28 protein-coding genes are annotated in these 26,373 nt (G+C 62.3%); 17 read left to right on the top strand and 11 right to left on the bottom strand.

Annotation, left to right across the window (positions count from 1 at the left end):
• Positions 1–71: 71 nt before the first annotated feature.
• Both QN222_RS01605 and uvrB read right to left on the bottom strand, forming a co-directional pair.
• Complete coding sequence (locus QN222_RS01605; protein ID WP_283965666.1) at positions 72–635, bottom strand: hypothetical protein; 564 nt, start codon at positions 633–635, stop codon at positions 72–74.
• A 338-nt stretch (positions 636–973) separates the two neighbouring features.
• Positions 974–3,988, bottom strand: coding sequence for an excinuclease ABC subunit UvrB (gene uvrB / locus QN222_RS01600; protein WP_284005176.1), 3,015 nt, complete (start codon positions 3,986–3,988; stop codon positions 974–976).
• Positions 3,989–4,247: 259 nt separating this feature from the next.
• Between uvrB and QN222_RS01595 the strand changes: the two genes are divergently transcribed.
• On the top strand, positions 4,248–4,601 hold the full coding sequence (locus QN222_RS01595) for a DMT family protein (RefSeq protein ID WP_153441040.1): 354 nt from the start codon (positions 4,248–4,250) through the stop codon (positions 4,599–4,601).
• Between the two features lie 186 nt (positions 4,602–4,787).
• Here QN222_RS01595 and QN222_RS01590 read toward each other — a convergent pair whose 3' ends face one another.
• Together QN222_RS01590 and QN222_RS01585 are read right to left on the bottom strand one after the other, a co-directional pair.
• Positions 4,788–5,378: a hypothetical protein gene (locus tag QN222_RS01590; RefSeq protein ID WP_283965828.1), complete on the bottom strand. Its 591-nt coding sequence runs from the start codon at positions 5,376–5,378 to the stop codon at positions 4,788–4,790.
• Between the two features lie 8 nt (positions 5,379–5,386).
• The gene (locus tag QN222_RS01585) at positions 5,387–5,773 is read right to left on the bottom strand and encodes an acyl-CoA thioesterase (RefSeq protein ID WP_283965829.1); all 387 of its coding nucleotides are present in this window, start codon (positions 5,771–5,773) and stop codon (positions 5,387–5,389) included.
• Between the two features lie 212 nt (positions 5,774–5,985).
• Between QN222_RS01585 and QN222_RS01580 the strand changes: the two genes are divergently transcribed.
• The 10 genes from QN222_RS01580 (at position 5,986) to QN222_RS01535 (ending at position 15,539) form a co-directional block, all read left to right on the top strand.
• Entirely contained in the window at positions 5,986–7,800 is a 1,815-nt protein-coding gene (locus QN222_RS01580) for a methyl-accepting chemotaxis protein (protein ID WP_283965830.1), read from the top strand.
• Positions 7,801–8,211: 411 nt separating this feature from the next.
• A complete protein-coding gene (locus QN222_RS01575; protein ID WP_283965831.1) occupies positions 8,212–8,751 on the top strand; it encodes a Kazal-type serine protease inhibitor domain-containing protein in 540 nt (179 codons plus the stop codon).
• A gap of 366 nt (positions 8,752–9,117) precedes the next feature.
• Entirely contained in the window at positions 9,118–10,359 is a 1,242-nt protein-coding gene (locus QN222_RS01570) for an extensin family protein (RefSeq protein WP_284005175.1), read from the top strand.
• A 263-nt stretch (positions 10,360–10,622) separates the two neighbouring features.
• The gene (locus QN222_RS01565; RefSeq protein WP_284005172.1) at positions 10,623–11,444 is read left to right on the top strand and encodes a sulfite exporter TauE/SafE family protein; all 822 of its coding nucleotides are present in this window, start codon (positions 10,623–10,625) and stop codon (positions 11,442–11,444) included.
• A gap of 126 nt (positions 11,445–11,570) precedes the next feature.
• Positions 11,571–12,461 (top strand): MBL fold metallo-hydrolase, encoded by an 891-nt coding sequence (locus QN222_RS01560; protein WP_283965783.1) that lies wholly within the window; start codon positions 11,571–11,573, stop codon positions 12,459–12,461.
• Positions 12,462–12,473: 12 nt separating this feature from the next.
• Positions 12,474–12,806 carry a sulfite-sensing transcriptional repressor BigR gene (bigR, locus tag QN222_RS01555; RefSeq protein ID WP_283965782.1) on the top strand — a complete coding sequence of 111 codons (333 nt, stop codon included), beginning with the start codon at positions 12,474–12,476 and terminating at the stop codon, positions 12,804–12,806.
• Positions 12,803–13,210 (top strand): YeeE/YedE family protein, encoded by a 408-nt coding sequence (locus tag QN222_RS01550; RefSeq protein WP_283965781.1) that lies wholly within the window; start codon positions 12,803–12,805, stop codon positions 13,208–13,210. Before bigR ends, QN222_RS01550 begins: the two co-directional genes overlap by 4 nt.
• The gene (locus QN222_RS01545) at positions 13,207–13,680 is read left to right on the top strand and encodes a YeeE/YedE family protein (RefSeq protein ID WP_283965780.1); all 474 of its coding nucleotides are present in this window, start codon (positions 13,207–13,209) and stop codon (positions 13,678–13,680) included. Before QN222_RS01550 ends, QN222_RS01545 begins: the two co-directional genes overlap by 4 nt.
• 174 nt (positions 13,681–13,854) lie before the next feature.
• On the top strand, positions 13,855–14,781 hold the full coding sequence (locus QN222_RS01540; RefSeq protein WP_283965779.1) for an ABC transporter ATP-binding protein: 927 nt from the start codon (positions 13,855–13,857) through the stop codon (positions 14,779–14,781).
• Entirely contained in the window at positions 14,778–15,539 is a 762-nt protein-coding gene (locus QN222_RS01535; protein ID WP_283965778.1) for an ABC transporter permease, read from the top strand. Before QN222_RS01540 ends, QN222_RS01535 begins: the two co-directional genes overlap by 4 nt.
• A gap of 116 nt (positions 15,540–15,655) precedes the next feature.
• On the opposite strand, the gene QN222_RS01530 is transcribed toward QN222_RS01535, so the two are convergent.
• From QN222_RS01530 to QN222_RS01520, 3 genes are all read right to left on the bottom strand, one after another.
• On the bottom strand, positions 15,656–16,357 hold the full coding sequence (locus QN222_RS01530) for a TIGR02281 family clan AA aspartic protease (RefSeq protein ID WP_283965777.1): 702 nt from the start codon (positions 16,355–16,357) through the stop codon (positions 15,656–15,658).
• The gene (locus tag QN222_RS01525; protein ID WP_136505644.1) at positions 16,354–16,575 is read right to left on the bottom strand and encodes a DUF1289 domain-containing protein; all 222 of its coding nucleotides are present in this window, start codon (positions 16,573–16,575) and stop codon (positions 16,354–16,356) included. The genes QN222_RS01530 and QN222_RS01525 overlap by 4 nt, the downstream gene beginning before the upstream one ends.
• Before the next feature lie 86 nt (positions 16,576–16,661).
• A complete protein-coding gene (locus QN222_RS01520; RefSeq protein WP_283965776.1) occupies positions 16,662–17,450 on the bottom strand; it encodes an adenosylcobinamide-GDP ribazoletransferase in 789 nt (262 codons plus the stop codon).
• 137 nt (positions 17,451–17,587) lie between these two features.
• Between QN222_RS01520 and cobT the strand changes: the two genes are divergently transcribed.
• Both cobT and QN222_RS01510 read left to right on the top strand, forming a co-directional pair.
• Positions 17,588–18,604 (top strand): nicotinate-nucleotide--dimethylbenzimidazole phosphoribosyltransferase, encoded by a 1,017-nt coding sequence (gene cobT / locus QN222_RS01515; protein WP_284005168.1) that lies wholly within the window; start codon positions 17,588–17,590, stop codon positions 18,602–18,604.
• Between the two features lie 273 nt (positions 18,605–18,877).
• A complete protein-coding gene (locus tag QN222_RS01510) occupies positions 18,878–19,291 on the top strand; it encodes a diacylglycerol kinase (protein WP_283966043.1) in 414 nt (137 codons plus the stop codon).
• Positions 19,292–19,315: 24 nt separating this feature from the next.
• Here QN222_RS01510 and QN222_RS01505 read toward each other — a convergent pair whose 3' ends face one another.
• Positions 19,316–20,851, bottom strand: coding sequence for a HAMP domain-containing sensor histidine kinase (locus QN222_RS01505; protein WP_284005167.1), 1,536 nt, complete (start codon positions 20,849–20,851; stop codon positions 19,316–19,318).
• 152 nt (positions 20,852–21,003) lie between these two features.
• Between QN222_RS01505 and QN222_RS01500 the strand changes: the two genes are divergently transcribed.
• The 3 genes from QN222_RS01500 to QN222_RS01490 all read left to right on the top strand — a co-directional run bounded on the left by QN222_RS01500 (position 21,004) and on the right by QN222_RS01490 (position 22,895).
• A complete protein-coding gene (locus QN222_RS01500; protein WP_283965798.1) occupies positions 21,004–21,717 on the top strand; it encodes a thermonuclease family protein in 714 nt (237 codons plus the stop codon).
• Entirely contained in the window at positions 21,704–22,342 is a 639-nt protein-coding gene (locus QN222_RS01495) for a uracil-DNA glycosylase family protein (RefSeq protein WP_283965797.1), read from the top strand. The genes QN222_RS01500 and QN222_RS01495 overlap by 14 nt, the downstream gene beginning before the upstream one ends.
• A gap of 64 nt (positions 22,343–22,406) precedes the next feature.
• Positions 22,407–22,895, top strand: coding sequence for an Lrp/AsnC family transcriptional regulator (locus QN222_RS01490; protein ID WP_136505637.1), 489 nt, complete (start codon positions 22,407–22,409; stop codon positions 22,893–22,895).
• Positions 22,896–22,904: 9 nt separating this feature from the next.
• On the opposite strand, the gene QN222_RS01485 is transcribed toward QN222_RS01490, so the two are convergent.
• The 3 genes from QN222_RS01485 to QN222_RS01475 are packed head-to-tail and all read right to left on the bottom strand — an operon-like array spanning position 22,905 to position 25,406.
• Positions 22,905–23,603: a DNA alkylation repair protein gene (locus QN222_RS01485; RefSeq protein ID WP_284005166.1), complete on the bottom strand. Its 699-nt coding sequence runs from the start codon at positions 23,601–23,603 to the stop codon at positions 22,905–22,907.
• The gene (locus QN222_RS01480) at positions 23,600–24,544 is read right to left on the bottom strand and encodes an NAD(P)-dependent oxidoreductase (protein ID WP_283965796.1); all 945 of its coding nucleotides are present in this window, start codon (positions 24,542–24,544) and stop codon (positions 23,600–23,602) included. The genes QN222_RS01485 and QN222_RS01480 overlap by 4 nt, the downstream gene beginning before the upstream one ends.
• 34 nt (positions 24,545–24,578) lie before the next feature.
• A complete protein-coding gene (locus QN222_RS01475; protein ID WP_283965795.1) occupies positions 24,579–25,406 on the bottom strand; it encodes a methyltransferase in 828 nt (275 codons plus the stop codon).
• A 200-nt stretch (positions 25,407–25,606) separates the two neighbouring features.
• Here QN222_RS01475 and QN222_RS01470 point away from each other — a divergent pair, with 200 nt between their 5' ends.
• The gene (locus tag QN222_RS01470) at positions 25,607–26,338 is read left to right on the top strand and encodes a DUF2270 domain-containing protein (RefSeq protein ID WP_283965794.1); all 732 of its coding nucleotides are present in this window, start codon (positions 25,607–25,609) and stop codon (positions 26,336–26,338) included.
• Positions 26,339–26,373 lie beyond the last annotated feature (35 nt).

Raw genomic sequence — 26,373 nt, 5'->3', positions numbered from 1 at the left:
CACTCGGCTACGCCATCGTCAGGACGAAAGTCGCGCCGGCCGCAATGGCCCGGAGAGACTGCGCGTGGTCATCAGTCGCCGGCCGTCGCGGATACATCGGCTGAAGCGGACGCACTGCCAACATCGCCGCCGGCGCCGTGGTCGCCGTCCTCGCTGACGCCACCTGTATCGCCGCCGGCACTACCGCCACTATCGCCGCCGGTACTACCACCACCACCATCGCCGCCGACGCCGACACCACCGCCGCCACCGGCACCACCACCGACGCTACCGCCGGCACCACCACCGCCGCTACCGCCGCCGCTGGCACCACCGCCACCACTCGAGCCGCCGCCGCCGAAGGCACCGCCGCTGGGGAAGGTATTATCGGTCGTTCCGAAGGGGTTGGCACTCGTGATCGCAGCTGTAGACAAGGGCGGACATTGCTCGATTTGCTCTGCGGTGAGGATCATGTTGCGGTTCCGCGCCATGCAGCAAAGCTGATAATTGCCCTCTGTAAGCGGACTACACTGATCAGCCGTGAGTATCGGCCGCTCGGCGCCCTGGGCGCGCGCGGGAACCGTTGTCGACGCAAAAAATCCGACCGACATAAGAGCCAGGCCGGTGCCCGTAAGAAGTACATGTAGGGTTTTCATGTCTTTTTTCTCCCTAATTTAGTATTGCCTTAAATGAGGCAATGACCAAATCCGCAATAGGGAGGAAAGTTCCATAAAAAATAAGGGGTTTTGGCAGGGCGGCGACCGGGGAAGCAACTTTGCCAAATGACCGTTGAAGATGAATCATCGGTGGGCGTTTGATGTGCGGAAATCGTTCTACAGTAGTGACGATTCTCGGCGGTTTTAGCTCGCCATGACCACCAACGCTTTGCGGAATTATTTCTTCCAACCGCAGGGTAAGGCTACTCGGATTAGCTCGCTCATCAACCTGAGGCAGTCCTGCTGTGTCGGTTTCTGATACCCCGGTGCACGGGCGGCTACCGCCCCGGCCGCCCAGTCTTGCCCTTCGTCCGCCCCTTGCGTCGCTTCTCCTCCGCCGGATCCTCATAGGAGCCGGCGCCTGGCTTCGCCCGGATCAGCGGCTTCTCGGGCACCTTTCCTGTCACCGGCTTTTCCGTTCGGCCGACGGTCATCTCGTCGAGGGTGTTCTTGCGGAACAGCGATTGGCCCTTGCCTGTAGGGACGGCCACGTCGCGGCCCATTTCGTCGAGGTCCGGCTTGCGGAAAAGCGGGCGTTCGGTGTCGGTGCCTGGCCCCATGTCGTCGAGCGAGGGTTTCTGGAAGAGCGATTTGGAATCCGCCGCGGTGGATCCTCGGGTCGAACCCGAGGATGACGGAGCCCCCGTTGAGCCGCCTGCACCCTTGCGAACCTCCGCACTCCGCGCCTCTTCTTTTCGTTTCCCTGTCGCGCCTTCGGCACTCCGCGCCTCTTCCCGTGCCAGCGGATCGTCCAGCGCGGCGAGTTCGGCGGCCTTGAGGCGCTTGATCTCGTCGCGCAGTCGTGCGGCGGTTTCGAAGTCGAGGTCGGCGGCGGCGTCGCGCATCTGTTTTTCGAGCGCGTTGAGATGCGCCTGCAGATTGTTGCCGACGAGGTGGCCGCCGTCGGCAAACCCCTTGCCGGAGACACCGGAAATGTCGGCGCGGACGTGGTCGCGCTCGTAGACCGAATCGAGGATGTCGGAGATCTTCGCCTTCACCGATTCCGGCGTGATGCCGTTTTCGAGGTTGTAGGCCATCTGCTTCTCGCGGCGGCGGGCGGTTTCCTCCATAGCGCGCTGCATGGAGCCGGTGATGGTGTCGGCATAGAGGATGACCTTGCCGTCGACGTTGCGGGCGGCGCGGCCGATCGTCTGGATCAGCGATGTTTCCGAGCGCAGGAACCCTTCCTTGTCGGCGTCTAGGATGGCGACGAAGCCGCATTCGGGAATGTCGAGGCCCTCGCGCAACAGGTTGATGCCGACCAGCACGTCGAAGGCGCCGAGGCGGAGGTCGCGGATGATCTCGATGCGTTCCAGCGTGTCGATGTCGGAGTGCATGTAGCGCACCCGCACGCCCTGCTCGTGCAGGTATTCGGTGAGATCCTCGGCCATGCGCTTGGTGAGCACGGTGACGAGCGTGCGATAGCCGGCGGCAGCCGTCTCGCGGATTTCTCCGAGCACGTCGTCGACCTGGGTCTTCGCCGAGCGCACTTCGACCGGCGGGTCGATGAGGCCGGTCGGGCGGATCACCTGTTCGGCAAAGACACCGCCGGACTGTTCCATCTCCCAGCCGCCGGGCGTCGCGGAGACGGCGATGGTGTCCGGGCGCATCGCGTCCCATTCCTCGAAACGCAGCGGCCGGTTGTCCATGCAGGAGGGCAGGCGGAAGCCGTATTCGGCCAGCGTCGCCTTGCGGCGGAAGTCGCCGCGATACATGCCACCGATCTGCGGGATGGTGACGTGGCTCTCGTCGATGAAGATCAGCGCGTTGTCGGGAATATATTCGAACAGCGTCGGCGGCGGCTCGCCCGGCTTGCGGCCGGTCAAGTAACGCGAATAGTTCTCGATGCCCTGGCAGGAGCCGGTGGCTTCCAGCATTTCGAGGTCATAACGGGTGCGCTGCTCCAGCCGCTGCGCTTCCAGCAGGCGGCCGGCGTGCTCCAGTTCGGCCAGGCGGAAGGTCAGCTCGTCCTTGATTGCCTTGATGGCGGCGTTCAGCGTCGGTCGCGGCGTCACATAGTGCGAGTTGGCGTAGATCTTCACGGACTTCAGGTCGCCGGTCTTCTGGCCGGTCAGCGGATCGAACTCGGTGATGGAGTCGATCTCGTCGCCGAACATCGAGATGCGCCAGGCGGCATCCTCCAGGTGGGCGGGGAAGATCTCGATGGTGTCGCCGCGCACGCGGAACGAGCCGCGCTGGAAATCCATGTCGCGGCGCTTGTACTGCTGCGCCACGAGGTCGGCCAGCAATTGCCGCTGGTCGAGCCGATCGCCGACATTCATCTGGAAGGTCATCGCCGTATAGGTTTCGACCGAGCCGATACCGTAGATGCAGGAGACCGAGGCGACGATGACCACATCGTCACGTTCGAGGAGCGAGCGCGTCGCCGAGTGGCGCATGCGGTCGATCTGTTCGTTGATCGAGGATTCCTTCTCGATATAGGTGTCCGAGCGCGGCACATAGGCTTCCGGCTGGTAGTAGTCGTAGTAGGAGACGAAATACTCGACCGCGTTGTCCGGGAAGAAGTTCTTGAATTCGGAATAGAGCTGGGCGGCGAGCGTCTTGTTCGGAGCCAGGATGACGGCCGGACGCTGCGTCGCCTCGATCACCTTGGCCATGGTGAAGGTTTTTCCCGAGCCGGTGACGCCAAGCAGAACCTGGTTGCGCTCGCCGGAACCGAGACCTTCGACCAGATCGGCGATCGCCGTCGGCTGGTCGCCGGAGGGCTGATAGTCGGTCACCATGTTCAGCGAAATGCCGCCTTCCGATTTCTCGGGCCGGGCAGGGCGGTGCGGCGTCCAGAGCTTGCCGTCCTTGAACAGCGGGTTGCCGCTCTCGATCAGCTTGGCGAGCGCCTCCACGGTGGCGGTGACGCCGGAACCGGCCGTCAGCTTGTCGGCATCCTCCAGTGCGACATCGAGGCCGGCCACCGGATTGAGCCCCGCGGCGGCGCGCGTCTTCGGATCATGGCTGCCGCCCATCGACGTGCCGCGGGCGGTCTTGCCGCCGACGATCTCCGGCTTGCCCTTGCCGCCGCGCGCTGCGTCGGCCGACTTTTCCTTGGCCGCGGATTTCGAAGCAGCAATTTCCACCTTCTTGCGATGCTTGCCCGCCTTGGAGGCGATCTCCCGCTGGCTTTCGAAGGTGCTTGCTTCCGCTTCCGCCTCGAGTTGCTTCACCCAATCGGAGACATTGCCGGACAGCGGCGTGCCGGAAAGCGGCGCCTGTGGGGCTTCTTCGAAACCGCTCGGTGTTGACGATTTCTTCGGGGAGTTCTTCGGATTTTGGGCCATGGCCGGAATATGGACAGAGTCAGCCCGAATGTGAAGGGGGAACGAGTACAAAAGGGAAACGAAACCGGCGTTTCGCGCAACCTGGATTGGCTCGGCACTCGATGCCGCATGCAAGGGTTGCCAGTGGCCAGATCGGTCGGGAAGGGTTTTGCCTGAGGAGATCCTGGAAAGCGCGGTTTCAGCACGGCAAGGGCGCTTGCGGTGGTGATCTCGATCGGCTCATCTTCGGGAAAACGATTCGCGCTCTCCCGAGGTCTCCATGCCGTTCGCCATCAATCCCGCCTATGTCTGGCCGGTGCTGCTTCTGCTTGTCTCCAACGTCTTCATGACCTTTGCCTGGTATGGTCACCTGAAGTTCACGTCGTCACCGCTCTATATCGTCATCGTCGCGAGCTGGGGCATTGCCTTCTTCGAGTACTGGCTGGCGGTGCCAGCCAACCGCATTGGCCACTCGGTCTATTCGGCGGCGCAGTTGAAGACGATGCAGGAGGTGATCACGCTTACCATCTTCGTCATCTTCTCCGTTTTCTGGCTGAAGGAATCGATCGGCTGGCACCACGTCGTCGGCTTCGCGCTGATCGCCGCTGGCGCCTCGTTCATTTTCAAGGGGTGAGTAATGCCCCTCATCCGCCTGCCGGCACCTTCTCCCCGCAGGCGGGGAGAAGGGACAAGCGGCTCGCTCCAGATTCCCCTCTCCCCGCGAGCGGGGAGAGGGCCAGGGTGAGGGGCAAGAGCGCCTACGTTGGCGAAAGCAGACGGCTATTGGAGGGCTCGTTGCGGGGCGTCATGTTCGGCTCGATCAGCTAAGCAGGTCGAAGGCGCGAAAGATCCAGATCAGCTGGTAGACCAGACCACCGACGAGGAAGATCGCGTGAAAACTCCTGTTCGGCGTCCAGGCGGCGACGACGCACAGGATGATGTAGGTCGCGTTGCGCAGCGGATATTCGAGGCCGTAGCTTTCGAAATGGGCTTTGCCCTTGAGTGCCGTATCGAGGAGGTCGACGGCAAAGGCGACCGCGAGGAAGCCGAAGAACCACGCGCGCCGCGACAGGAAATATTCCTCGTAGCCGGCATATTCGTCCAGCGAAGTCGGAAAGAGCAGCACACAGAGGAAAAAGTAGATGCAGGCGTAGAGAATGACAAAGAGATAGACGCTGAAATCGATCACTGCGAGCGCGTGCAGGTAATATTCCCACCACCAGAAGTGCAGCAGGAATACGAACATGAACAGCACCCAGCCAAGATGGATCCAGTAGACCTTGGTCTTGCCGGGATGCTGGACGAAAAGTGCGACACCGCTCAAGAGCCGCGCCAGGCTCAGGCTGATGATCATGCCCATGACGATGCGGATATGGGAGAAGATCGCTGGATCTGGCGCGGGCGCTTCCATCTGCCCGGCTATTCTTCCGGTACCGGCGTCGGCTTGCCGGTTGAATCGAGCGCCACCATCACGAAGATGGCGTCCGTGACCTTGTCCATGACATGCGAGAGGTAACGCTGCGCCCAGGCCTCTACCTTCAACGTCATCGATGTACGCCCGACCTTGACGATATCGGTGTAGATGCAAAGCGTGTCGCCGATCTTCACCGGCAGGGCGAAGGCCATTTCCTTGACGGCGGCCGTCACCACGCGACCCCTGGCGCGTTCAGCGGCGCGGATGCCGCAGGAAAGGTCCATCTGGGCCATAACCCAGCCACCGAAGATATCGCCGGCGGCATTGGCGTCACCGGGCATGGCGAGGGTGCGCAAGGTAAGCTCGCCATTCGGCTTGGTCGCTTCGGTCATCAGCCCGTCTCCCTGTTGGCGAACAAGATCTACCGCATGGTCGGTCGACAAGGAAAGAGTGCCTGCCGACAATTCCGTGTGGAGCGAGAGACCTGGGGAGGCATTCGGCGGTTCTTAAACCGTTAGGTGAGTACCGCGAAAATTAGTGATCCGTTGTTAGGGGCTTTGCAAAGACCTGCGCCTATCCTGCAGCCTCAAAGTGGAGGCTGGGGATGAGAAAATTTCGGATTTCGGCGCGTCTCTACGCGCTGGTGGGGTTTGCGCTGCTGACAATGGCGGCCGCACTGACATTTAGTCTGGTTCAGGCGCAGGACAAGCTGGTCGCGGAGCGTAAGGCGATGCTTGCGGCGATGAACGAGAACGCCGTGACGGTGTTCGAGGCCTATTACAAACAGGAGACGGCCGGAACGCTTTCGCGCGAGGAGGCGCAGAAGCGTGCGCTCGAAGCCGTCAAGGCAATGCGCTATCAGGACAGCGGTTATTTCTGGGTCAACGACATGCACCCGACGATGGTCATGCACCCGATCAAGCCGGAACTCGACGGCACGGACCTGACCGCCAACAAGGACCCGAACGGCAAGCATCTCTTCGTCGAATTCGTCAAGACGGTGCAGGCGCAGGGCAAGGGCTTCGTCGACTACTACTGGCCGAAGCCCGGGGCAGACGAGCCGGTGTTGAAATATTCCCATGTCGCCGGCTTCGAGCCCTGGGGCTGGGTAGTCGGCACCGGCGTCTATGCCGACGATCTCGCTGCTATGTTCCGTGAGCGCGCCTGGCAGATGGCCGGCATTCTCGCCGCAGCGGCGCTGGCAATCCTGACGGCGGCGCTGGCCATCGTACGTAGCGTCGTGCGGCCCGTCGAGAAGTTGAAAATCTCGATGCGCGCGATTGCCGACGAGGATCTTTCCTCCGACGTGCCGGAAACCGATCGCGGTGACGAAATCGGCCAGATGGCCAAAGTGCTGGTCGTGCTTCGCGACTCGGTCGGGGAGCGGCTTGAATTGCGCTCGCGCGAGGAGGAGCAGCAGCACAGGCTGAACGCGGAGCGGCGCGGCAACGAGGAGCGCCAGCGTGCGACCGCCGAGGCGCAGGCGGACGCGATGGACACGATCGGCGCGGCGCTGGAACGGCTGGCGAGCGGCGACCTGACGGCCGAAGTCGATGAGATCGCTCCCGAATATGCCAAGCTGCAGCAGGACTTTAATACGGCGGTTGCGGCACTTCGCGATGTCATCGGCGCCATCTCGCAGTCGACCGAGATCGTCCACGGCAGCGCCGGGGATATTTCGGAGGCCGCCCACAACCTGTCCCGCCGGACGGAGCAGCAGGCGGCGGCGCTCGAAGAGACTGCGGCGGCGCTCGACGAGATCACCTCGACCGTTCGCCACGCCTCCGACCGTGCCCACGAGGCGCGCGACATGGTCAATGAGACGAAGGCGAGCGCGGCGAAATCCGGCGGCATCGTGCGCAATGCGATCGATGCCATGGGGCGGATCGAAGCGTCCTCCAGCCGGATCAGCCAGATCATCGGCGTGATCGACGAAATCGCCTTCCAGACCAACCTGCTTGCGCTCAATGCCGGCGTCGAGGCCGCGCGGGCAGGCGAGGCGGGACGCGGCTTCGCGGTCGTCGCCCAGGAAGTGCGCGAGCTTGCCCAGCGCTCGGCCGGTGCGGCCAAGGAGATCAAGGATTTGATCGGCGCCTCGGTCAAGGAAGTCGGCGCCGGTGTCGAACTGGTGCGCTCTACCGGTGACGCTCTGATGGAGATCGAAACCCTGGTCAATCGCGTGAACGAACAGGTGGCCTCGATCGCGACGGCCGCGCGCGAACAGGCGACGGGCCTTCAGGAGGTCAACACCGCCGTCAACAGCATGGACCAGATGACCCAGCAGAATGCCGCGATGGTGGAGGAGACTACTGCCGCGAGCCAGACGCTCGCACACGAGAGCCGCGAGCTGAAGGCGCTGCTTGAAAAGTTCTGCCTGCAGGAAAGGAATCGTCGCGCGGCTTACGGCAGGGCGGCCTGACGGAGAAGAAGACTCCTACAGCGCCGCGCGTCTTATCAGACGCGCAAAGGTCGCTGTAGCACTTTGAATTGCTGCATGTCTTTGTCCTTAAACCGAGGTCGATTTAAGGAGACATGCAGTAGCAAAGACTGGCCCGCGTTCAAACGGACGCGGGCTTTTTTATGCCGCCATGATCCTATCGCCGGTTGTATGCGACGGCGCCCAACTCGCGGGACTTGACGTAGTGCCGCGGGCGGCGTCAGATGACGTGGCATTGGCCGTGGCTGGCCGGTCGCTTGGGGCTGAAGAAATCCCGGGAAACGTGTGTAACGGTTTCCGTCCGAAATTGTGTCGTTTCAAAGCGTTAGACCGTTTCGCTGTTCCGATAAGACAATGAAGCGATCCGACGATTCGATCGGGAGGAGTATGCCTGTGTCGTTTCTCAAGCTTTTCATCTCGCGGCCGTCCGCTGTCATGCTCATGGCGATATGCTTCCTTTCGGCCTGCACGGTCGTCGTCGACGAACCGCGCCCTGGGCCGAGGCCCGGCCGCCCGACGCCAATCTGCACAATGGAATTCGACCCGGTATGCGGTCAACGCGGCAATCGCCTGATGACCTTCCCGAATGCTTGCCAGGCGCGGGCCGACGGCTTCCGGGTGGTGCATCGCGGTCAATGCCGTCCCGCTAATCGCCCGCCGCAAGTCTGCACCCGCGAATTCGCGCCGGTTTGCGGTCAGCGTGGCCGACGGACACAGACGTTTTCGAATGCCTGCCTCGCCCGTGCAGAAGGCTTCCGCGTCATCGCGCCTGGCGAATGCCGCCCCGGTAGCCGTCCCCCTGTGCAACAGGTCTGCACGATGGAGTTTGCCCCCGTCTGCGGCCGGCGCGCAGGCCGCATGCGCACCTTCGCAAATGCTTGCGAGGCAGAATCTGGCGGGTTCAGCATTGTCCATCGCGGGGAATGCCGCTGACGGCCTGTAGGATGCCGAAGTGGAATTCTACGGCCCGCATTCGAATGGATGCGGGCCATTAGTCATATCAACGCGCGGGGTTGATTGCCGGATCTGGTATGGCGCCGGAAAGGCTTCGTTTACCCTGTTTATCTAAAGTCCGACCGAAATCCGATTTTTTCAGCCGTGCGCCCGGTTGACGACACAGGCGGCAGCCACGGTTTGGCTCTGCATGGTTCCTTGGATCATGGCCGATCGAGGATAAAACATGCAGCAATTCAAAGTGCTACAGCGGCCTTTGTGCGTCCGACTGGACGGGCGGCGCTGTAGGAACGGCGGCGCATCGACAAGGCTTCAGTTTTGTCGTGGACGAAGGCGGCAGTGAGTATGGCGTGTGTTTCTCTTCTCCATCGACCGCTGACCGCGCTGGTGCTGTCTGCTTCCCTCGTTGCTTGCACAACCGACGTGCTCGCGCCTTCGGCCCGGATCGACGGCGGCGCTCGTGTCAGCGCCATAGAGCCCGTGCGTTCCGCTGCGCGGCCGCGGCAGGAAATGGCGGCGGCTTACCCGTCGGATGAGCCGGTGGCGGCTTCGAGCGGCAACGTCGTGCCCGCCAACCCTGGTGCCCAGGCGGGCGGCGATCTACCGATGATCGACAGCGAACCGATGCCGGCGGCCGAAACACAGATGGCAAGCGCCGCTCCAATGACGGTACCCCCCGAAGGGATCAATATGGACTCCATGCTTGGAGTCGAGCCCGTCGTCGGGCTTGCCGAAGAGCAGAGCAATGAGATTGCCGAGGGCAACGCCAGTCAGCCGGTGGTTGCCGGCATCGGCGAGGAAAACGTGCGTCAACTCGGCGGATCCGCCGGTCCGGCGCCCGCATCCGAGCCGAACGTCGGCTGCGATCCTGATCTGCCTCCGCTGACGCCGCAGCAGATCTCCAATGAGGAGGCGAAAAGACCGCGCTACATCGAGCCGCAACGGACCGGCCGGCCCACGCGGGAGCCGCAGCAGGTCGCCTTCCTGCCGCGCGTGCGCAATCCGATGTCCGCGCCGGAGTTCACTGGTGAGATGCCTCGCGCGGAAATCGCCTGCCGCCAGCGCCTGAAGAAGCTCGGCGTCGTCTTCCGCGATATCCCGCGCATCAGCAACGGACCGTCCTGCGGCATCGACTATCCGATCGAGCTTAGCGGCCTTTCCGGCGGCATCACCGTCAAACCCGCGGTAAAGCTCAATTGCCAGGTAACCGAAGCCTTCGCCAAGTGGGTCAAATACGAGCTCGCTCCGTCATCGCGATATCGCTACTGGTCCGGCGTCAAGACGATCAAGCCGCTCGGCGGCTATTCCTGCCGCACTATGAATTCGCGCCGCGGCAATCCGATGTCGGAACATGCGCACGGCAATGCCATCGATGTCGGCAAGTTCGTCCTGAAGAACGGCAAGGAGATCGATGTTCGCAGGAAGGGCTTCTTCGCTTTCCGCGAACGCGGCCTGCTGAAGGCCGTGCGCTCCGACAGCTGCAAGTATTTCAACACTGTGCTCGGCCCCGGCAGCGATCCGTTCCACAAGGACCACTTCCACTTCGACCTGAGAACGCGCAAGTCCGGCTATCGGCATTGCGACTGACCTTTGAAGTTACGCAATTCCGGACGCGAAACCGCTATGCACTTTTCCGGAAATGCGGGATGGCGGGAAAAAAAGAGGCCGGCGGGGAAAGCCGGCCAAACACCGGAGAATAGGGGGAGCTCCGGAGTGCAAATCACGGAGAGCGAGGGCGCTCCATGCCGGGTCAAGGTGATTGAAAAGGGTCACCGTTTCATGACAGTGATAGGCACGCAGCCCTGATCCGGATTCGTCTTTGCCGGATTCCAGCAAAATCGAGTTTCTTCATGCCGCCTGTCTCGGAATTGATGATGTTTGCATTGGCGCTGGCGGCCGCCGGCGTCGTTGCCGGCGTGCTCGCCGGCCTCTTCGGCATCGGTGGCGGGGCAATCCTCGTGCCGGTCTTCTATCAGGTTTTCGGCCTGCTCGGCGTAGACGACGCGGTCAGGATGCATCTTTCCGTTGGCACGTCGCTGGCGATCATCGTTCCGACTTCGCTGCGTTCGTTCCTGGCGCACTACCGCCGCGGGGTGGTCGATGTCGACCTGTTGCGCAATTGGATCGTGGCGGTGCCGCTCGGAGCGATCCTCGCCTCGGTGATCGCAGCCCATGTCGGCAGCGAGACGTTGCGTCTGATCTTCGCAGTGATCGCGCTCGCCTTGGCCTTCCGGATGATCTTCAACCGTGCGACCTGGCACATCGGCACGGACCTGCCGAAGAACCCGATCAAATGGCTGGTCGGAGTCGCGATCGGCATTCTTTCCGGCCTTATGGGGATCGGCGGCGGCGTGCTCAACAACACTTTCATGACGTTGCACAACCGACCAATTCACCAGGCAGTCGCCACCTCCGCCGGCGTTGGCGTGCTGATCTCCATTCCGGGTCTCTTCGGTTATGTCTGGGCGGGGTGGGGCGCACCGGGCCTTCCGCCGCTTTCGACCGGCTTCATCAACTGGATTGCCGTGGCGCTGATCATCCCGATAACCTTGCTCGTCGCGCCCCTCGGGGTGCGCCTTGCCCACGCGATGGGCAGGCGACAGCTCGAGGCGGGGTTCGGCATTTTCATGGTGCTCATCGCCATACGATTCTTCTACAGCCTTTACGGCTGACGGAAACGAACGTCACGTTTTCAATGCTTTGTGAACGCGCATGCGGGCGCCGCGGCATTCCACTTGTTCGCGCTAACAATATATAATATACTTAATTATATATTGTATGACTTTATGGGGGCGACCATGCCTGTGAACCTGACAGCAAAACCGGACGTCAAAGGCTTCTACGAATGCCGGACGGGAAGCATCCAATATGTGGTTTCGGATCCCGCGACGAGGCGTTGCGCTATCATCGATCCCGTGCTCGATTTCGATGAAAAATCGGGGGCCACGGCGACCGAGCAGGCAGACCTGATCCTCGACTATATCCGCGATAACGACCTGATCGTCGAATGGATCCTGGACACCCATCCGCACGCGGACCATCTTTCCGCAGCCGCCTATCTGAAAGGAAAGACCGGCGCGCCGACGGCGATTGGCGCAGAGGTCCGGCAGGTGCAGTGTCGCTGGAAGAAGATCTACAACTGGCCGGAACTGGCGACAGATGGTTCGCAGTGGGATCATCTCTTCGTCGACGGCGAACGTTTTTCCATCGGCTCCATCGGGGCCTCCGTCATCCATTCACCGGGCCATACGCTGGCGTCCGTGACCTATGTCATCGGCGACGCGGCCTTCGTGCACGACACGATGTTCATGCCGGATAGCGGCACTGCCCGGACGGACTTTCCGGGCGGCGATGCGCGCCAGTTATGGCGCTCGATCAATTCGATCCTTGCCTTGCCAGACGAAACCCGCGTTTTCACCGGCCACGACTACCGGCCGAACGGCCGCGAGGCGCGTTGGGAAAGTACGGTTGGTGAAGAAAAGCGCTGCAATACGCATTTGGTCGGGCTGACGGAGGACAACTTCGTTCAACTGCGCGAGGCGCGCGACAAGACGCTGCCGATGCCGAAGCTGATCCTGCACGCGTTGCAGGTCAATATTTGCGGCGGCCGGCTGCCGGAGCCGGAATCGAACGGCGCGCGCTATCTGAAGTTTCCCCTCAATGCGCTGCTGGGCGCAGCGTGGAACTGACGGGAGAAGGCGATGGGAACCGTGATGAAATTTCGTAACGTTCGCCCGGACATGGGCGTGCGGGCGGGCGAGGCGGCGACGCTGCTCAAGACGCTTGCCAACCAGAACCGACTGATGATCGTTTGCGCCCTTGTCGAGGGAGAGCATTCTGTCGGCCAGTTGGAGGAGATGCTCGGCATCCATCAGCCGACCCTGTCACAGCAACTGACGGTGCTGCGCGAGGCGGGCATCGTCGCAACGCGGCGGGACGCCAAGCAGATTTTCTATCGTCTCACAGAGGAGAAAGCCTCGCGGCTGGTGCTGGCGCTCTACGAGATCTTCTGCCGCGATGGAGAGAAACGATGACCCATTACTGGAGTGCGCTTGCTGGCGGCATGCTGATCGGCCTTTCCGCGGCGATGCTGATGCTCGCCACGGGCCGGGTAGCAGGCATCAGCGGGATCGCTGGCCGGCTCTTGCAGGGCGTGCAGCCGCTAACCGGAGGCGCCTTTGTCGTCGGTTTGGCCTTCGGCCCGGTGCTGTTCCGCTTCTTGTCCGGGCAATGGCCGGAGGTGACGCTGACGGCTTCGTGGCCAATCCTTGTAATCGGCGGCTTACTGGTCGGCTTCGGTTCTCGCATGGGATCCGGGTGCACGAGCGGCCACGGCGTCGTTGGATTGGCTCGGCTTTCAAAGCGCTCGATGGTGGCAGTCGCGACCTTCATGTCTACGGCGATTCTGACGGTCTATGTGATGGGATTTTTCGCATGACGAACGGCAACTATGTTCGCGTCGTCGCGGCGCTCGTTTCGGGCGTGATCTTCGGCTTCGGCCTCTCGCTCTCCGGCATGCTCGATCCTGCGCGTGTTCGCGGTTTTCTAGACATTGCGCGGGACTGGAATCCGAGCCTCGCCTTCGTGCTCGGCGGCGCCGTTGCGGTCGCTGCCATCGGCGTTGTGGTTGCCCGCCGGATGCGGAAACCGTTGTTCGACGAGCGCTTTCACCGACCGACGGCGCCTGTCATCGACCGCCGCCTGATTACGGGGTCGGCGATTTTTGGCATCGGCTGGGGCATGGTGGGGCTTTGCCCCGGTCCCGCGCTCGCCTCGCTTTCCCTTGGTCTCCCCGCGACCTTTCTGTTCGTTGCCGCAATGCTTGCCGGAATGACGGTGCATGATCGTCTGGAGGTGGCGCGCTCCTGGCTGCAGAAATCGCCGCGCGATGCGGGGCGGGCTGCGTAACGTCGGCCAGTTTCAGCATACGTCGCTCCTATTTAGAAGTGCCGGTTCCCCGAACGCGACTTGTTTACGGTGTGTCGCGGGGAATTTTGACCGGCATGGGCTGCAATTCCGCGCGAATTGGCCCATATAGAGCGGCATCCTGCCTAATCCCGCATCGTTCCCGGACCCGTTTGCATGGCGCCCATCGTTTCCGTTTCCAATCTCTCGAAGACCTATGCGTCGGGGTTCACGGCGCTGAAAGGCGTCAGCCTCGATATCGAGCAAGGCGAGATCCTCGCTTTGCTCGGGCCGAATGGGGCCGGCAAGACGACGATGATTTCGATCATTTGCGGCATCGTCAATGCGAGCGGAGGTGAGGTCACCGTCGGTGGGCATGACGTCGTGCGCGATTTCCGCCAGACCCGGGCAATGATCGGCCTGGTTCCGCAGGAACTCACGACCGACGCCTTCGAGACGGTTTGGAATACCGTCTCCTTCTCGCGCGGGCTGCATGGCAAGAAGCCGGATCCTGCGCACATCGAGAAAGTGCTGAAGGACCTGTCGCTCTGGGACAAGAAGGATAACATGCTGCGCGAGCTTTCCGGCGGCATGAAGCGGCGCGTACTGATCGCCAAGGCGCTGTCGCATGAGCCGCGCGTACTCTTCCTGGACGAGCCGACGGCCGGCGTGGACGTCACTCTGCGCAAGAGCATGTGGGACGTGGTGAGGGAGCTTCGCGCTTCCGGCGTGACGATCATCCTGACGACGCATTACATCGAGGAGGCCGAGGAAATCGCCGACCGGATCGCTGTGATCAACGGCGGGGAGATCCTGCTGGTGGAGGAGAAGGCGGCGCTGATGACGAAACTCGGCCGCAAGCAACTGCGCGTCGATCTCGCCCAGCCGCTGGACCGCGTGCCCGAAATCTTGTCCTCCTACGACCTCACGCTCGAGGGCGACGGCCAGTGTCTGATCTTTGATTATGATACGAGCGCCGGGCGGACCGGTATCACAGCGCTGCTTGCCGCGCTCGCGGAAGCAGGAATCAGGCTCAAGGACATTTCCACGCGACAGAGTTCGCTGGAGGACATTTTCGTCGAGATCGTGGAGGCGGGGCGGTGAATATCGAGGCGGTCAAATCGATCTATTTCTTCGAGATGGCGCGGACCCGCCGCACGCTTCTGCAGAGCGTCGTGTCGCCCGTCATATCCACGTCGCTCTACTTCATCGTCTTCGGTGCGGCGATCGGAGCACGCATCCAGGAGATCAACGGCGTCTCCTACGGCGCCTTCATCACGCCCGGCCTGATGATGTTGACGCTTCTGACCCAGTGCATCGCCAACGGTTCCTTCGGCATTTATTTCCCGAAGTTCACCGGCACGGTCTACGAGGTGTTGTCCTCGCCCATATCGATGATGGAGATCGTGCTCGGTTATGTCGGCGCGGCGGCGACCAAGGGGCTGATGATCGGCACGATCATCCTCGTGACAGCCTCGCTGTTCGTGGATCTTTCGATCGCCCATCCCTTCGTAATGCTGTTTTTCTTCGTGCTGACAGCGATAACCTTCAGCCTGTTCGGCTTCATCATCGGCATCTGGGCCAAGGATTTCGAGCAGTTGAACCTGATCCCGATGCTGGTCGTGCCGCCGCTTGTCTTTCTTGGCGGCAGTTTCTATTCGATCGACATGCTGCCGCCGTTCTGGCGGACCGTCAGTCATTTCAACCCGGTACTTTATCTGATCAGCGGCTTCCGCTGGAGTTTCTTCGAGATTTCCGACGTCAATCCGGTCGCGAGCGCCGTCATCATCCTCGTCTTCCTGACGGTCTGCATGTCGGTGCTGACGTGGATTTTCCACACCGGCTACAGGCTTCGAAACTAAAGCAATTCCAGGAAAAGTGTGAAACGGTTTTCCGTCCGGAATTGCGCAGCTTCAAAGAACAAGGTGACGAGAAGCGTGCAGCGGTTTTGCGGGCCGGTCCATCCGATTTCACAGGATTAGTCGCGTAGCCGGAGTTGGTCCGTGCGCATCTGAAGGAAGTCTAGAGTCGAAATGAAGCTCATACCGAGAAGGCTTCGGTCGAGCTTTCCTTCCGCCGCGACCATTGCCCGGATGTTGCGGCGCTCGATCGGGCCGATGGCAATGTCCGACAAGGTGACCGGGGCGGCAAGCGCACGACCGTTCGCCGTAATCACCGTTACGGTGTAGCTGAGGTTCGCCGGATCGAGGCCGATCCTCTCGGCGTCTTCAAAGGTGAGCGCGACGCTGCTTGCGCCGGTATCGACCAGCATGCTGACGCTATGGCCGTTGATCGTCGCGTCCGCGGCGAAATGGCCGTCAAGCCGGCGGTGCAGCACCACCTCCTGTTGGCCCTCGCTGTCGGTGATCACCATCGCGCGTCCCGGCATCACGGCCGCCAGCAGCCGGTCGCCGACGGATTGCAGTTCGAAACGATAGACATAGACGGCGATCAACGCGAGCGCGATCAGGAACCAGATGAAGATCTGGCGCAAACCCTCACCGAGGCGCCCGCGGCTGCGCAGAATGGCGGCGCTCAGGAGTGCGGCGATGGCGCCGAGCGCGACAAGCCTCCCGAAATCATCGTTGTTGATGCCGAAGGTTTCGCCGCTCTCGTGATTGAACATCAGAAGCGCGAGGCCGACGCCGAGGATTGCCAGCAAAAATATCAGACGATTCATGCGCCGTTTCGTTCCCGCGCCATGCGCGATCGGCGCGTTTCCCGTCGCGGCTTGCGCTCCACCGTGTCGAGCCGCGCGGGCAGGGCCACCATGATGCTGTGCCGCTCCGCATCAGTGTAAAGCGTCCAGGCACCTATCTCTTCACGCGTGCGGCCGCAGCCGAAACAGTAGCCGGTTCTTTCGTCGATCGAACAAACGAGAATACAGGGGGATTCCACGGTCGGGGCTTACTCCGTTTTTCGCCGGAAGTGGTTCCCCGGCCAGTATCCCGTTTCACTTCGGATTTCGAAATAATATTGGCCTTTCAGATCGTCAGCGCAAGGGCGCCGAGAATGGCAATTTCCGTCAGTTGCTGCGTCGCACCGATCGTATCGCCGGTATGGCCGCCGAGCTTGCGCGATGCCATCTTTCCAAAGGCCTTTACGGTCAGCGCGAAGCCGGCAAGCGCGAGCAGCACGGCGACAGCAGGAACGCCGGCCGCATAGAACAGGAGCAGCGCGAAAAGAACGGCGGAGCCGAGCGCGATGGAGGTTGCTTGCGGATCGGGCGTACCCGCCGATGCGGCCACACCGTCGGGGCGCGCACCCGGCAGGCGAGACCAGTGCCAGACCATGGCCGCCCGGGTGAGCGCCGCCACGCCGAGAAGCGTGAGCCCGGTACCCATCGGCGTGAAGAGTGGCAGGAAAGACGCGAGGGCCGAGACACGCAGGCCGACTGACAGGATCAGAGCCAAGGCACCATAGGTGCCAACGCGGCTGTCCTTCATGATCGCGAGGGCGCTTTCGCGGTCACGTCCGCCGCCGAAGCCGTCGGCGGTATCGCCGAGGCCATCCTCGTGCAGGGCTCCGGTGACGAGCGCTTGCACGGCAACGACAAGGAAAGCGGTGAAGAGCGAACCCACCTGAAGCGCAACGAGGAGCCCCGCGAGCGCCGCTGCGGGCAGGGCGATCAATACACCGGCAAGGGGAAAGGCGCGCACGGCACGATCTAGGCGCCCGTCATGGTTCACAAAATGGCGTTGCGGCACGGGAATGCGGCTAAGGAAGGCGACCGCACGCGCCACGTCGTCCCAAAGATCGCCGATAGATGCCATTCCCCCTCCCGCCCGAATCATCGCGCTTCTCCCGATCATGCTCCGGCGACAGCATTTGGCGCAAATGCCGTTGCCGGGAGCGGCCCCACGCTCTATGACGTGCGCCAACCGACGCTTTTTACTTGCAAGGATTCTCCATGAGTGCCAGCGGCCTTCCGTTCGATGATTTCCGCGAATTGTTGCGAAACCTGCCAGGTCCGGATTCGGCGGCGCTCGTGGCGGCGCGTGAACGGGATGCGCAATTGACGAAGCCACCCGGTGCGCTCGGCCGCCTCGAGGAAATCGCCTTCTGGCTTGCCGCCTGGACCGGGCGCCCGCCTGCGGTCACTCGGCCGCTGGTGGCGATCTTTGCCGGCAACCATGGCGTAACACGCCAGGGCGTGACGCCCTTTCCGCCCTCGGTGACGCAACAGATGGTAGAGAATTTCGCTGCCGGCGGCGCGGCGATCAACCAGATCTGCGTCAGCCAGGATCTCGGCCTGAAAGTGTTCGACCTTGCGCTCGACTATCCGACCGGCGACATCACCGAGGAGGCTGCCCTTTCCGAGCGCGATTGCGCGGCGACCATGGCCTTTGGCATGGAGGCGATAGCAGGCGGAACGGATCTTCTCTGCATCGGTGAGATGGGCATCGGCAACACGACGATCGCGGCCGCGATCAACCTCGGCCTTTACGGCGGCACGGCGGAAGAGTGGGTCGGGCCGGGAACGGGTTCGGAGGGCGAGGTGCTGAAACGCAAGATCGCTGCGGTAGAGAAGGCGGTGGCGCTCCATCGCGATCACCTCTCCGATCCGCTCGAACTGATGCGCCGGCTCGGCGGCCGGGAAATCGCGGCGATGGCCGGTGCCATCCTCGCCGCGCGCATGCAGAAGGTTCCTGTGATCGTCGACGGTTACGTCGCGACGGCGGCGGCGGCGATCCTCAAGGCCGCCAATCCGTCGGCGCTCGACCACTGCCTGATCGGCCATGTTTCCGGAGAGCCGGGACATATGCGCGCGATCGACAAGCTCGGCAAGACGCCGCTTCTCGCGCTCGGAATGCGGCTTGGCGAAGGCACGGGTGCCGCGCTCGCCGCGGGCATCGTCAAGGCGGCGGCCGCCTGCCACAGCGGCATGGCGACCTTCGCTCAGGCCGGCGTCAGCAACAAAGAGTAATCGCACGCGTTTAGATAGCGAGGCTACCGCGTTCCGGTCCGCTTGACGGTTCCGTGCGGCAGCCTTGCGCGCCGCGCGCCCACATGCGACGGTTGCTGTCGATAGGCTGTCGGGCTCCGAAAGCTCTGTGGCGGTGGGCTTGATACGAACTGCCGGCTCTCCTATCCAGAGGCACGCGACGAGCGATGGTTGCAGGTCTAAAATCCGGGCGGCCTTTTATTCGCCTCAATCGCGATATCGTACGTTCCGCAGTTTTGAGCCTGTCGAGATAAAATGGACGCCAACAACACTACCCCGCGCAACGGCCGCTCCGGAGCTGTCGACAAGCATACCGGCATCCGGCACCTCTTTGCCGCCGCCAGCTATTCGCTCGGCGGGGCAAGGCGGCTGATCGGGGAGGCGGCGTTCAGGCACGAGCTCATCGCCTTTGCCATCGCCATGGTGGCCTTCTTCATCGCCGGCGCGACGCTGTTTCAATATGTCGCGATGGCGATCCTGTTCCTGCTGATGATGGCTTTCGAGGCAATCAACACGGCGATCGAGGAGATCGTCGATCGCGTGTCTCCGGAAATCTCGGAAATGGGCAAGAACGCCAAGGATCTCGGATCCTTCGCTTGCCTCTGCCTCATCCTCGCCAATGCGGCTTATGCCCTTTACGTGGTGGTTCTGGCCGGGTTCATGAACTGACCTGCGCGCAGCGTGTGTTCCCGATCAGGCGAAACTCTTGCGGCGCGGTTCCAGCGCCCGGACATCCTCGACCGGCGGAACGCTCTCGAGCACACGACGAGGCGGCAGGATCGCGATGGCTTCCGTGCCTTCGCGAAGCTTCGAACGCAGGATGAACTGGCCATTGTGCTTGGCGAGGATCGCCTGGACGATCGGCAGGCCGAGCCCGGTGCCCTGTTCGGCGCTCTTGATCGCGATAGAGCCTTGACCGAAGGCGGAAAGCACGATCGGGATTTCCTCCTCGGGAATGCCGGGGCCATTGTCCTTGATCGACAGATATTGTCCGCCGCCAGCGGTCCAGCCCACCTTGACGGTGACCTCGCCGCCCGAGGGCGTGAACTTGACCGCATTCGAAAGCAGGTTAAGCGTCACCTGGCGTATCGCCTTCTCGTCGACCCAGACGGCGGGCATGCCCTGTTCGAACTGCTCACCGATGGTGATGTTCTTCGAACGGGCGCGAAGCTGCACCATGCCGATGCAATCCTCTGCGATCTCTATAAGGTTGACCGCCTCCTCGTTGAGATCGTACTTGCCGGCCTCGATACGCGAGAGATCGAGGATCTCGTTGATGAGGTTGAGCAGATGCTCGCCGGAACGGTGGATATCCGACGTATATTCCTTATAGGTCGGGTTGCTGAGCGGCCCGAGCACTTCGGTCGACATGACCTCGGAAAAGCCGAGAATGGCATTCAGCGGCGTGCGCAGTTCGTGCGACATCGAGGCAAGGAACCGGGATTTTGCGAGGTTGGCTTCCTCGGCGCGCCGGCGGGCCTCGTCGGACATGGATTTTGCCACTTCGAGCTCGGCGATGAGGTCGTCCTTTTCCGATTGGACGGAAAGGATGTGAACGTTGGCGCGGTTCATGCGGCCGGTCATGAACACGAGGAAGACGAGCGAAAGCGAAAGGATTGCCGTGAGGCCGATGTGGACAGGATCGCCGGTGGTCGCCGACGAGAAGGCAAGCGCGGCAACAACCGGCAGAAATGTGTAGAGCAGGGCGTTTCGCAACAGGAAGGTGCCCATGGCCGTGGCCGCGAGCGCAACCAGGAGGACCGTCCCTTCGAAGAAGCCAAAGCGGATATCGCCGCAGGCGTCGCAGTCCTGGGTGGCGAAAATGGCCCAGCAAAGCCCCATCAACACCTGGCCGATCAGAAAGCGGCGGCGCCAGACGGCGACCTTGTCGGCGCCGATGTCCTCCCGCTTCGCCTTGCGGGCGAGGAAGACGATCACGGCATGGGCAGAGAGCGTCGCCAACGCCCAGGCGAGGATGTCCGGCTCGCCAGAAAGGTAGACTCCGGTGGCAGCGATCAGTGCGACGAGGAACGGCAGGGCAATCGCCCCATGCAAGACGGAATGGATATGCAGGAGAAGCATTTCCCGCTCGAAGCCTGTCGGTGCGGAGGAGCCGGTCTGCAGCCGCTCGCGCGTCGCCCGCACAGTCTTCGAAACGGCCTTGTTTCGATGACTGCGCGACTTGTCGACGATGATCTTATCTGTCGATGTGCTGGCGACGATACTCATGCTCTTGATCAAGGGATTGTGTCGAGCTTGCAGTCTAGGATGCAATCCTTAAGAAGTTGCTGCCCGGCAAGGATTCGAAAACCATTGTGGCGCGATTGCGTTTTTTTGAGAGACAGAGTGAGGCTGGCAGTGTCGAGTCATGAGGTGCGTGCGTGAGGTCGGGAAGGCGGAGGTTCCGGATCCTTAGCGGTGCGGGAGCAAGCCCGCCTCAGCCGAGGCGACGGTTCGGATTCAGCCGTTCAGGGACCGTTGAGCCCAAGAGAGGCTCTGGAATGACGGGCGGCTGGATCTTCCTCATTCTGCTCAGTATCGGCGCCTATGTGGCCGCGCAGCTACCGCCGCCGGAACGGACGGTGACCGGCGAACTGCAAGGTGCAGCCACCGCAAGCGATGGCGACAGCCTGAGGCTCGACGGGCGACGCATACGGCTCGAAGGCATCGACGCGCCGGAGATCGGCCAGACCTGCCGGCGGGGCGGAGCCACATGGGATTGCGGCGGCGAGGCACGTCAGTACCTGAAGACGCTTACCAGTGGGCTCACGACCGCATGCCGCCTGCATGGCCATGACCGCTATGGCCGAGACCTCGGCGTCTGCGAGGCTGGTCAGCGCGATGTTGGCCGCGAGATGGTTCTCTCTGGCTATGCGGTCAGTTATGGCCGCTACCAGAACGAGGAAGAAGCGGCGCGCGAGGGCGGCGTCGGCGTCTGGAGCGGTGATTTCGTTCGGCCGCAAGCGTGGCGCCGGTCGAATGGTGGCGCCGAAGAAACGCCACATGAAGCGGACAATTGGTCGGGACTCATTCTTCAATGGATAGAGGAGCAGGGCCGAGTGATTTTCAAGAGGCTCGTCAATGGCGGACAGTAGCGCGCATCATCTGGTGGTATTGCGCGCAGCCATTGCCGCGTGCCGCATCTGTCGCGACAGCCCGGCGCGCGGCGAGGACCATCGGCTGCCGCACGAGCCGCGGCCCGTCGCGGTCATATCGGATTCGGCGCGGATATTGATCGCGGGCCAGGCGCCCGGACTGCGCGTCCATGAGAGCGGACTACCTTTCAACGATGCCTCAGGTGATCGGCTGCGCCAGTGGCTCGCCGTCGACCGGCCGACATTCTACGACGCGAAGAAATTCGCGATCGTCCCCATGGGATTCTGCTTCCCGGGCTACGACCAACACGGGAGCGACCTTCCGCCGCGGCGTGAGTGCGCGCCGCTCTGGCGGCAACGGGTGATGGACGCCATGCCGCAGATCGAGCTCGTGCTCGCGATCGGCCACTATGCGCAGCGCTGGCATCTCGGGCCGGACTGTCCGGCCTCCATGACCGAGACGGTGCAAAACTGGCAACGATACGTGATGCGCAACGCGGGCCCGGCTGTCCTGCCGATTCCCCACCCAAGCTGGCGCAATACCGGCTGGCTGCGACGAAATCCCTGGTTTGAAACGGACCTGCTGCCGTTCCTGCGCACCCGTGTCGCTCGGTTGATTTCTTGAAACAATTTTCTTTATTTTCACAAATTCCACGTTATGAAGGGAAAAATATTCGAGAGGACATTTCATGGATCGCCTAGACCGCAAGATCCTGCGCCTTCTGCAGGAAGACTCGACTCTGGCCGTTGCCGACCTCGCCAAGAAGGTCGGTCTTTCGACCACGCCCTGCTGGCGGCGTATCCAGAAGATGGAAGAGGATGGCGTCATCCGCCGCCGCGTCGCTCTGCTCGACCCGGTGAAGATCAACACCAAGGTGACGGTGTTCGTTTCGATCCGTACCAATTCGCACTCGATGGAGTGGCTGCGCCGCTTCTCCGAAGTGGTCGCCGACTTTCCGGAAGTGGTGGAATTCTACCGCATGAGCGGCGACGTCGATTACCTGCTTCGCGTCGTCGTACCCGACATCGGCGCCTATGACGCGTTCTACAAGCGGTTGATCGCCAAGATCGAGATCCGGGACGTATCCTCGGCCTTCGCCATGGAGCAGATCAAGTACACGACCGAGCTGCCGCTCGATTACATGGTGATCGACCAGGCAAAGGCGAGCGAGGAATAAACCGCCGCGTCAGGCCTGAGCGCCGAGCCGGCTACGCACGCGATCGCTTTGAAGTTCGCGCAGCGCATCCTTCCCGATCCACCGTGCTGCGCCTCTGTCGCTCGCGGTGAGCTTTTCTGCCAGCATGACCGCTGGTCCGTGGCAGGCAGAACTGCGTTTACCGATCTGGCGCAGCGCCCAATTGACCGCCTTCTTCACGAAATTGCGTTCGTCGCCGGCATGCGCCTCGATAAGCGGCAGCCACGCAAGGAGCCGCGAATCCGGCTCCTTCTTCAGGTGGACGGCCGCGGTCGCGATCATCGCGAAGGCGATGCGGCGGACGAACTCCCGTTCGTCGGCGGCGAATTCCGGAATAAGCGTCCGCTCGAAACGAGCGGCGACAAACAGGTCGGCGACCGTATCGGCAAGCTCCCAGGAATTGCAGTCACCCGCCCATTCGCGCGCCTCCTCCAATGTCAGCGCGCTCGGGGAGGCTGTGAAGGCGGCGAGCAGACGCGCTTCGCGGATGTCCGATTGCCAAAGCTCCATGGCCCGGGAGTGATCGACTCTCACGTGCCGGGCTATGCGCCGCAGCTCGACATTGGAGAGGCCGAGCGCGGTCTGCGTGACGATACCGAACCGCGCCATCCCGGCCACGTTTTCTTCCGACCCGAGTGTCCTCAGATGCTCGATGATCTCGCTGGCCGTGGACGCGGGCGAAAGCGTCATTTTTCTAGGCGGGCGAGCAAGGACGAAGTATCCCAGCGGTTGCCGCCGCGCCCCTGGATGTCGGCGTAGAATTGATCGACCAGGGCGGTCACCGGGAGCTTGGCGCCGTTGCGGCGGGCTTCTGCCAGCACGATATCGAGATCCTTGCGCATCCAGTCGACGGCGAAGCCGAAATCGTATTTGCCGGCATTCATCGTTTTGTGGCGGTTCTCCATCTGCCAGGACCCGGCGGCACCCTTGGATATGACATCGATCACTTTCTCGATATCGAGGCCGGCCTTCTTGCCGAAGTGGATGCCTTCGGCCAGCCCCTGCACGAGGCCGGCAATGCAGATCTGGTTGATCATCTTGGTAAGCTGCCCGGCTCCGACGGGGCCCATCAGACCGACCATGCGGGCATAAGCCTCGATCACCGGCTTGGCTCTGTCGAACGCGTCTTCGTCACCGCCGCACATCACGGTCAGCACGCCATTTTCGGCGCCAGCCTGTCCGCCGGAAACCGGCGCATCGATAAAATGCGCGTTCTTCGCGCGAACCACTCCGTCGAGCTCGCGGGCGACCTCGGCTGAAGCGGTCGTATTGTCGATGAAGACGGCGCCCGGTTTGATGGTTTCGAAGGCACCATCCTTGCCGGTTGTCACGGACCGAAGGTCGTGGTCGTTGCCGACGCAGGTGAAGACGAAGTCCTGACCGTCCGCTGCCTCCGCTGGCGTCGCGGCGGTGCGGCCACCGAACTCGGTCGCCCATTTTTGCGCCTTCTCTGCGGTGCGGTTATAGACGGTCAGCTCGTGTCCGCCGCGAACCTTGAGGTGACCAGCCATGGGATAACCCATGACGCCGAGACCGATGAATGCGACTTTGGCCATTTCCTGCAGACTCCAATTTTCCTTTGCGGCAGGTGTAACCGATGGCCGGCGTTGGGAAAAGGGGCCGGGGCGCATTCCCGGCACATCGGCAGGTTCGCGGCCGCTTGTCTCAGGGCCTGAAGCGGGCCACCACCAACTGCCCGACGATCGGCTCGCCTTCTTCCATGCGCACGGTGATGTCGCCGATCTCGATGATTTCGAAACCGGTCGCCGTCAGGCGATCGCGCAGGTAGGCTTCCGAATGGGCGAAACGCTGATGCGGACCGACCATGTAGTCGCGGCCGGCAAAGCTTTCCGCCGGAAGGGTTTCGCTGGAGAAGATCAGCAGACCTCCCGGTACGAGATTGTCGACGGCGCCGAAGAAGAGCGCTTCGAGCGCGCCCATATAGGGCAGCACGTCGGTCGCGACGATGAGGTCGAAGGGGGATTCGTCGTTGTCGTCCAGGAAATCGACCGCCTCGGCGACGTAGAGCGTCTCGTAGAGATCCTTTTCGTGCGCGATCTCGACCATGTTTTCGGAGAGGTCGATGCCGGTGATGTCCTCCGCCATGTCGCGCAGCGCGCCGCCGGTGAGACCCGTGCCGCAGCCGAGATCGAGCGCGCGCTGGAAGGGGCCGAGTCCCAGTGCCTGCAGGCGCTGGCGAACCAGCAGCGGCACGCAATAATTGAGCTGGTCGACCAGGACGTTCTCGAAGACATCGGCATGCTGGTCGAAGAGCGTCGCCACGTAGGCGTCGGGCGCCTTCAACGGCGTTTCCCCGCGTCCGATAGAGGCGAGGCGAACGGCGGCGCCGCCGTGATCCTCCGGGTCGAGCGCCAGGACTTCGGCGTAAGCCGTTGCGGCTGCGTCGAGGTTGCCGGATTTCTCGAAGGAAAGCGCGCGATTGTACGCCTCCGCCAGGGCTTCCTCGTCGATCTTCTTGCTCTGTTGGGTCATGGGCGCTTCTTACGACCGTCTGCAGCCTTTGGCAATCCGCCGTGCGCAAGGTGGCGATCCATCGCCGAGCGGTTCCCTCGAAACAAAAAGCGAACATCTCGCGTTCTGTAAAAAATGACGATGTGCAAGCCTCGCGGGATTTATCGTGGGTTGGAAAGGAGTCATCATCACTTCAACAACGAAATCGGGAGGGAATGCCGATGTCCGCTGAACTGAGCCCGCTGACATTGGAAACGGAAACGGAACTGCCGGAGCGGCAGGGGCCGCCGTTGCCGCAGACGACACAGGAGACGATCAACACGATCGTCCATTATTATCGCGGCGAATTGGGACGAATGGCGGGGTGGCGGGACCGCATCGACCGGACGTCGAACTGGGCGATCACCGTTGTCGCCGCGATGCTTTCCGTGTCGCTCTCGACGCCGTCCTCGCATCATGGCGTTCTGCTGTTCGCGATGCTCTTGATCACCTTGCTGCTGCTGATCGAGGCAAGGCGTTACCGCTTCTTCGACGTCTACCGCGCTCGCGTGCGCCAACTCGAGCGTGGCTATTTTGCTCAAATTCTTTCGCCGGAGGGGACGCCAAGCCTCAAATGGTCCGCATCGATCGCAAAGAGCCTGCGCAAGCCGGCCTTCCTGATGACCTACCGCGAGGCCGTTTGTCGGAGGCTTCAACGCAACTATTGCTGGATGTATCTGATCCTGCTTTTGGCCTGGGCGCTGAAAATCTCGTCACCGAAGATTTCCGCCAATGGCGAACCTTTCGGCCACGTTCGTTCCTGGACCGACTTCACTGAAAAAGCCGCGCTCGGGCCGCTGCCGGGTTGGGCGGTGATGATCGGCGTCGCGCTCTTTTACGTCCTTGTTCTTTATGCGTCGCTGCACAAGGAACAGCACGAGGGCGAACTCGCGCACGGTGAGGTGCACGTCTGAAGGTGCAGCATTTACCACCGTGGGAAACTTGCGCT

The sequence above is a fragment of the Sinorhizobium sp. 6-70 genome (assembly GCF_030124375.1).
GTDB lineage: Bacteria > Pseudomonadota > Alphaproteobacteria > Rhizobiales > Rhizobiaceae > Sinorhizobium.
The sequence above is the reverse complement of the archived record's forward strand: the minus strand, read 5'-3'. Positions and strand labels throughout refer to the sequence as shown.

Bases quoted from the DNA above. Each gene is read 5' to 3' on its own strand.
- QN222_RS01605 (WP_283965666.1), bottom strand. From the start codon at position 635: ATGAAAACCCTACATGTACTTCTTACGGGCACCGGCCTGGCTCTTATG.
- uvrB (WP_284005176.1), bottom strand. From the start codon at position 3,988: ATGGCCCAAAATCCGAAGAACTCCCCGAAGAAATCGTCAACACCGAGC.
- QN222_RS01595 (WP_153441040.1), top strand. From the start codon at position 4,248: ATGCCGTTCGCCATCAATCCCGCCTATGTCTGGCCGGTGCTGCTTCTG.
- QN222_RS01590 (WP_283965828.1), bottom strand. From the start codon at position 5,378: ATGGAAGCGCCCGCGCCAGATCCAGCGATCTTCTCCCATATCCGCATC.
- QN222_RS01585 (WP_283965829.1), bottom strand. From the start codon at position 5,773: ATGACCGAAGCGACCAAGCCGAATGGCGAGCTTACCTTGCGCACCCTC.
- QN222_RS01580 (WP_283965830.1), top strand. From the start codon at position 5,986: ATGAGAAAATTTCGGATTTCGGCGCGTCTCTACGCGCTGGTGGGGTTT.
- QN222_RS01570 (WP_284005175.1), top strand. From the start codon at position 9,118: ATGGCGTGTGTTTCTCTTCTCCATCGACCGCTGACCGCGCTGGTGCTG.
- QN222_RS01565 (WP_284005172.1), top strand. From the start codon at position 10,623: ATGCCGCCTGTCTCGGAATTGATGATGTTTGCATTGGCGCTGGCGGCC.
- QN222_RS01560 (WP_283965783.1), top strand. From the start codon at position 11,571: ATGCCTGTGAACCTGACAGCAAAACCGGACGTCAAAGGCTTCTACGAA.
- bigR (WP_283965782.1), top strand. From the start codon at position 12,474: ATGGGAACCGTGATGAAATTTCGTAACGTTCGCCCGGACATGGGCGTG.
- QN222_RS01550 (WP_283965781.1), top strand. From the start codon at position 12,803: ATGACCCATTACTGGAGTGCGCTTGCTGGCGGCATGCTGATCGGCCTT.
- QN222_RS01545 (WP_283965780.1), top strand. From the start codon at position 13,207: ATGACGAACGGCAACTATGTTCGCGTCGTCGCGGCGCTCGTTTCGGGC.
- QN222_RS01540 (WP_283965779.1), top strand. From the start codon at position 13,855: ATGGCGCCCATCGTTTCCGTTTCCAATCTCTCGAAGACCTATGCGTCG.
- QN222_RS01530 (WP_283965777.1), bottom strand. From the start codon at position 16,357: ATGAATCGTCTGATATTTTTGCTGGCAATCCTCGGCGTCGGCCTCGCG.
- QN222_RS01520 (WP_283965776.1), bottom strand. From the start codon at position 17,450: ATGGCATCTATCGGCGATCTTTGGGACGACGTGGCGCGTGCGGTCGCC.
- cobT (WP_284005168.1), top strand. From the start codon at position 17,588: ATGAGTGCCAGCGGCCTTCCGTTCGATGATTTCCGCGAATTGTTGCGA.
- QN222_RS01510 (WP_283966043.1), top strand. From the start codon at position 18,878: ATGGACGCCAACAACACTACCCCGCGCAACGGCCGCTCCGGAGCTGTC.
- QN222_RS01505 (WP_284005167.1), bottom strand. From the start codon at position 20,851: ATGAGTATCGTCGCCAGCACATCGACAGATAAGATCATCGTCGACAAG.
- QN222_RS01495 (WP_283965797.1), top strand. From the start codon at position 21,704: ATGGCGGACAGTAGCGCGCATCATCTGGTGGTATTGCGCGCAGCCATT.
- QN222_RS01490 (WP_136505637.1), top strand. From the start codon at position 22,407: ATGGATCGCCTAGACCGCAAGATCCTGCGCCTTCTGCAGGAAGACTCG.
- QN222_RS01485 (WP_284005166.1), bottom strand. From the start codon at position 23,603: ATGACGCTTTCGCCCGCGTCCACGGCCAGCGAGATCATCGAGCATCTG.
- QN222_RS01480 (WP_283965796.1), bottom strand. From the start codon at position 24,544: ATGCGCCCCGGCCCCTTTTCCCAACGCCGGCCATCGGTTACACCTGCC.
- QN222_RS01475 (WP_283965795.1), bottom strand. From the start codon at position 25,406: ATGACCCAACAGAGCAAGAAGATCGACGAGGAAGCCCTGGCGGAGGCG.
- QN222_RS01470 (WP_283965794.1), top strand. From the start codon at position 25,607: ATGTCCGCTGAACTGAGCCCGCTGACATTGGAAACGGAAACGGAACTG.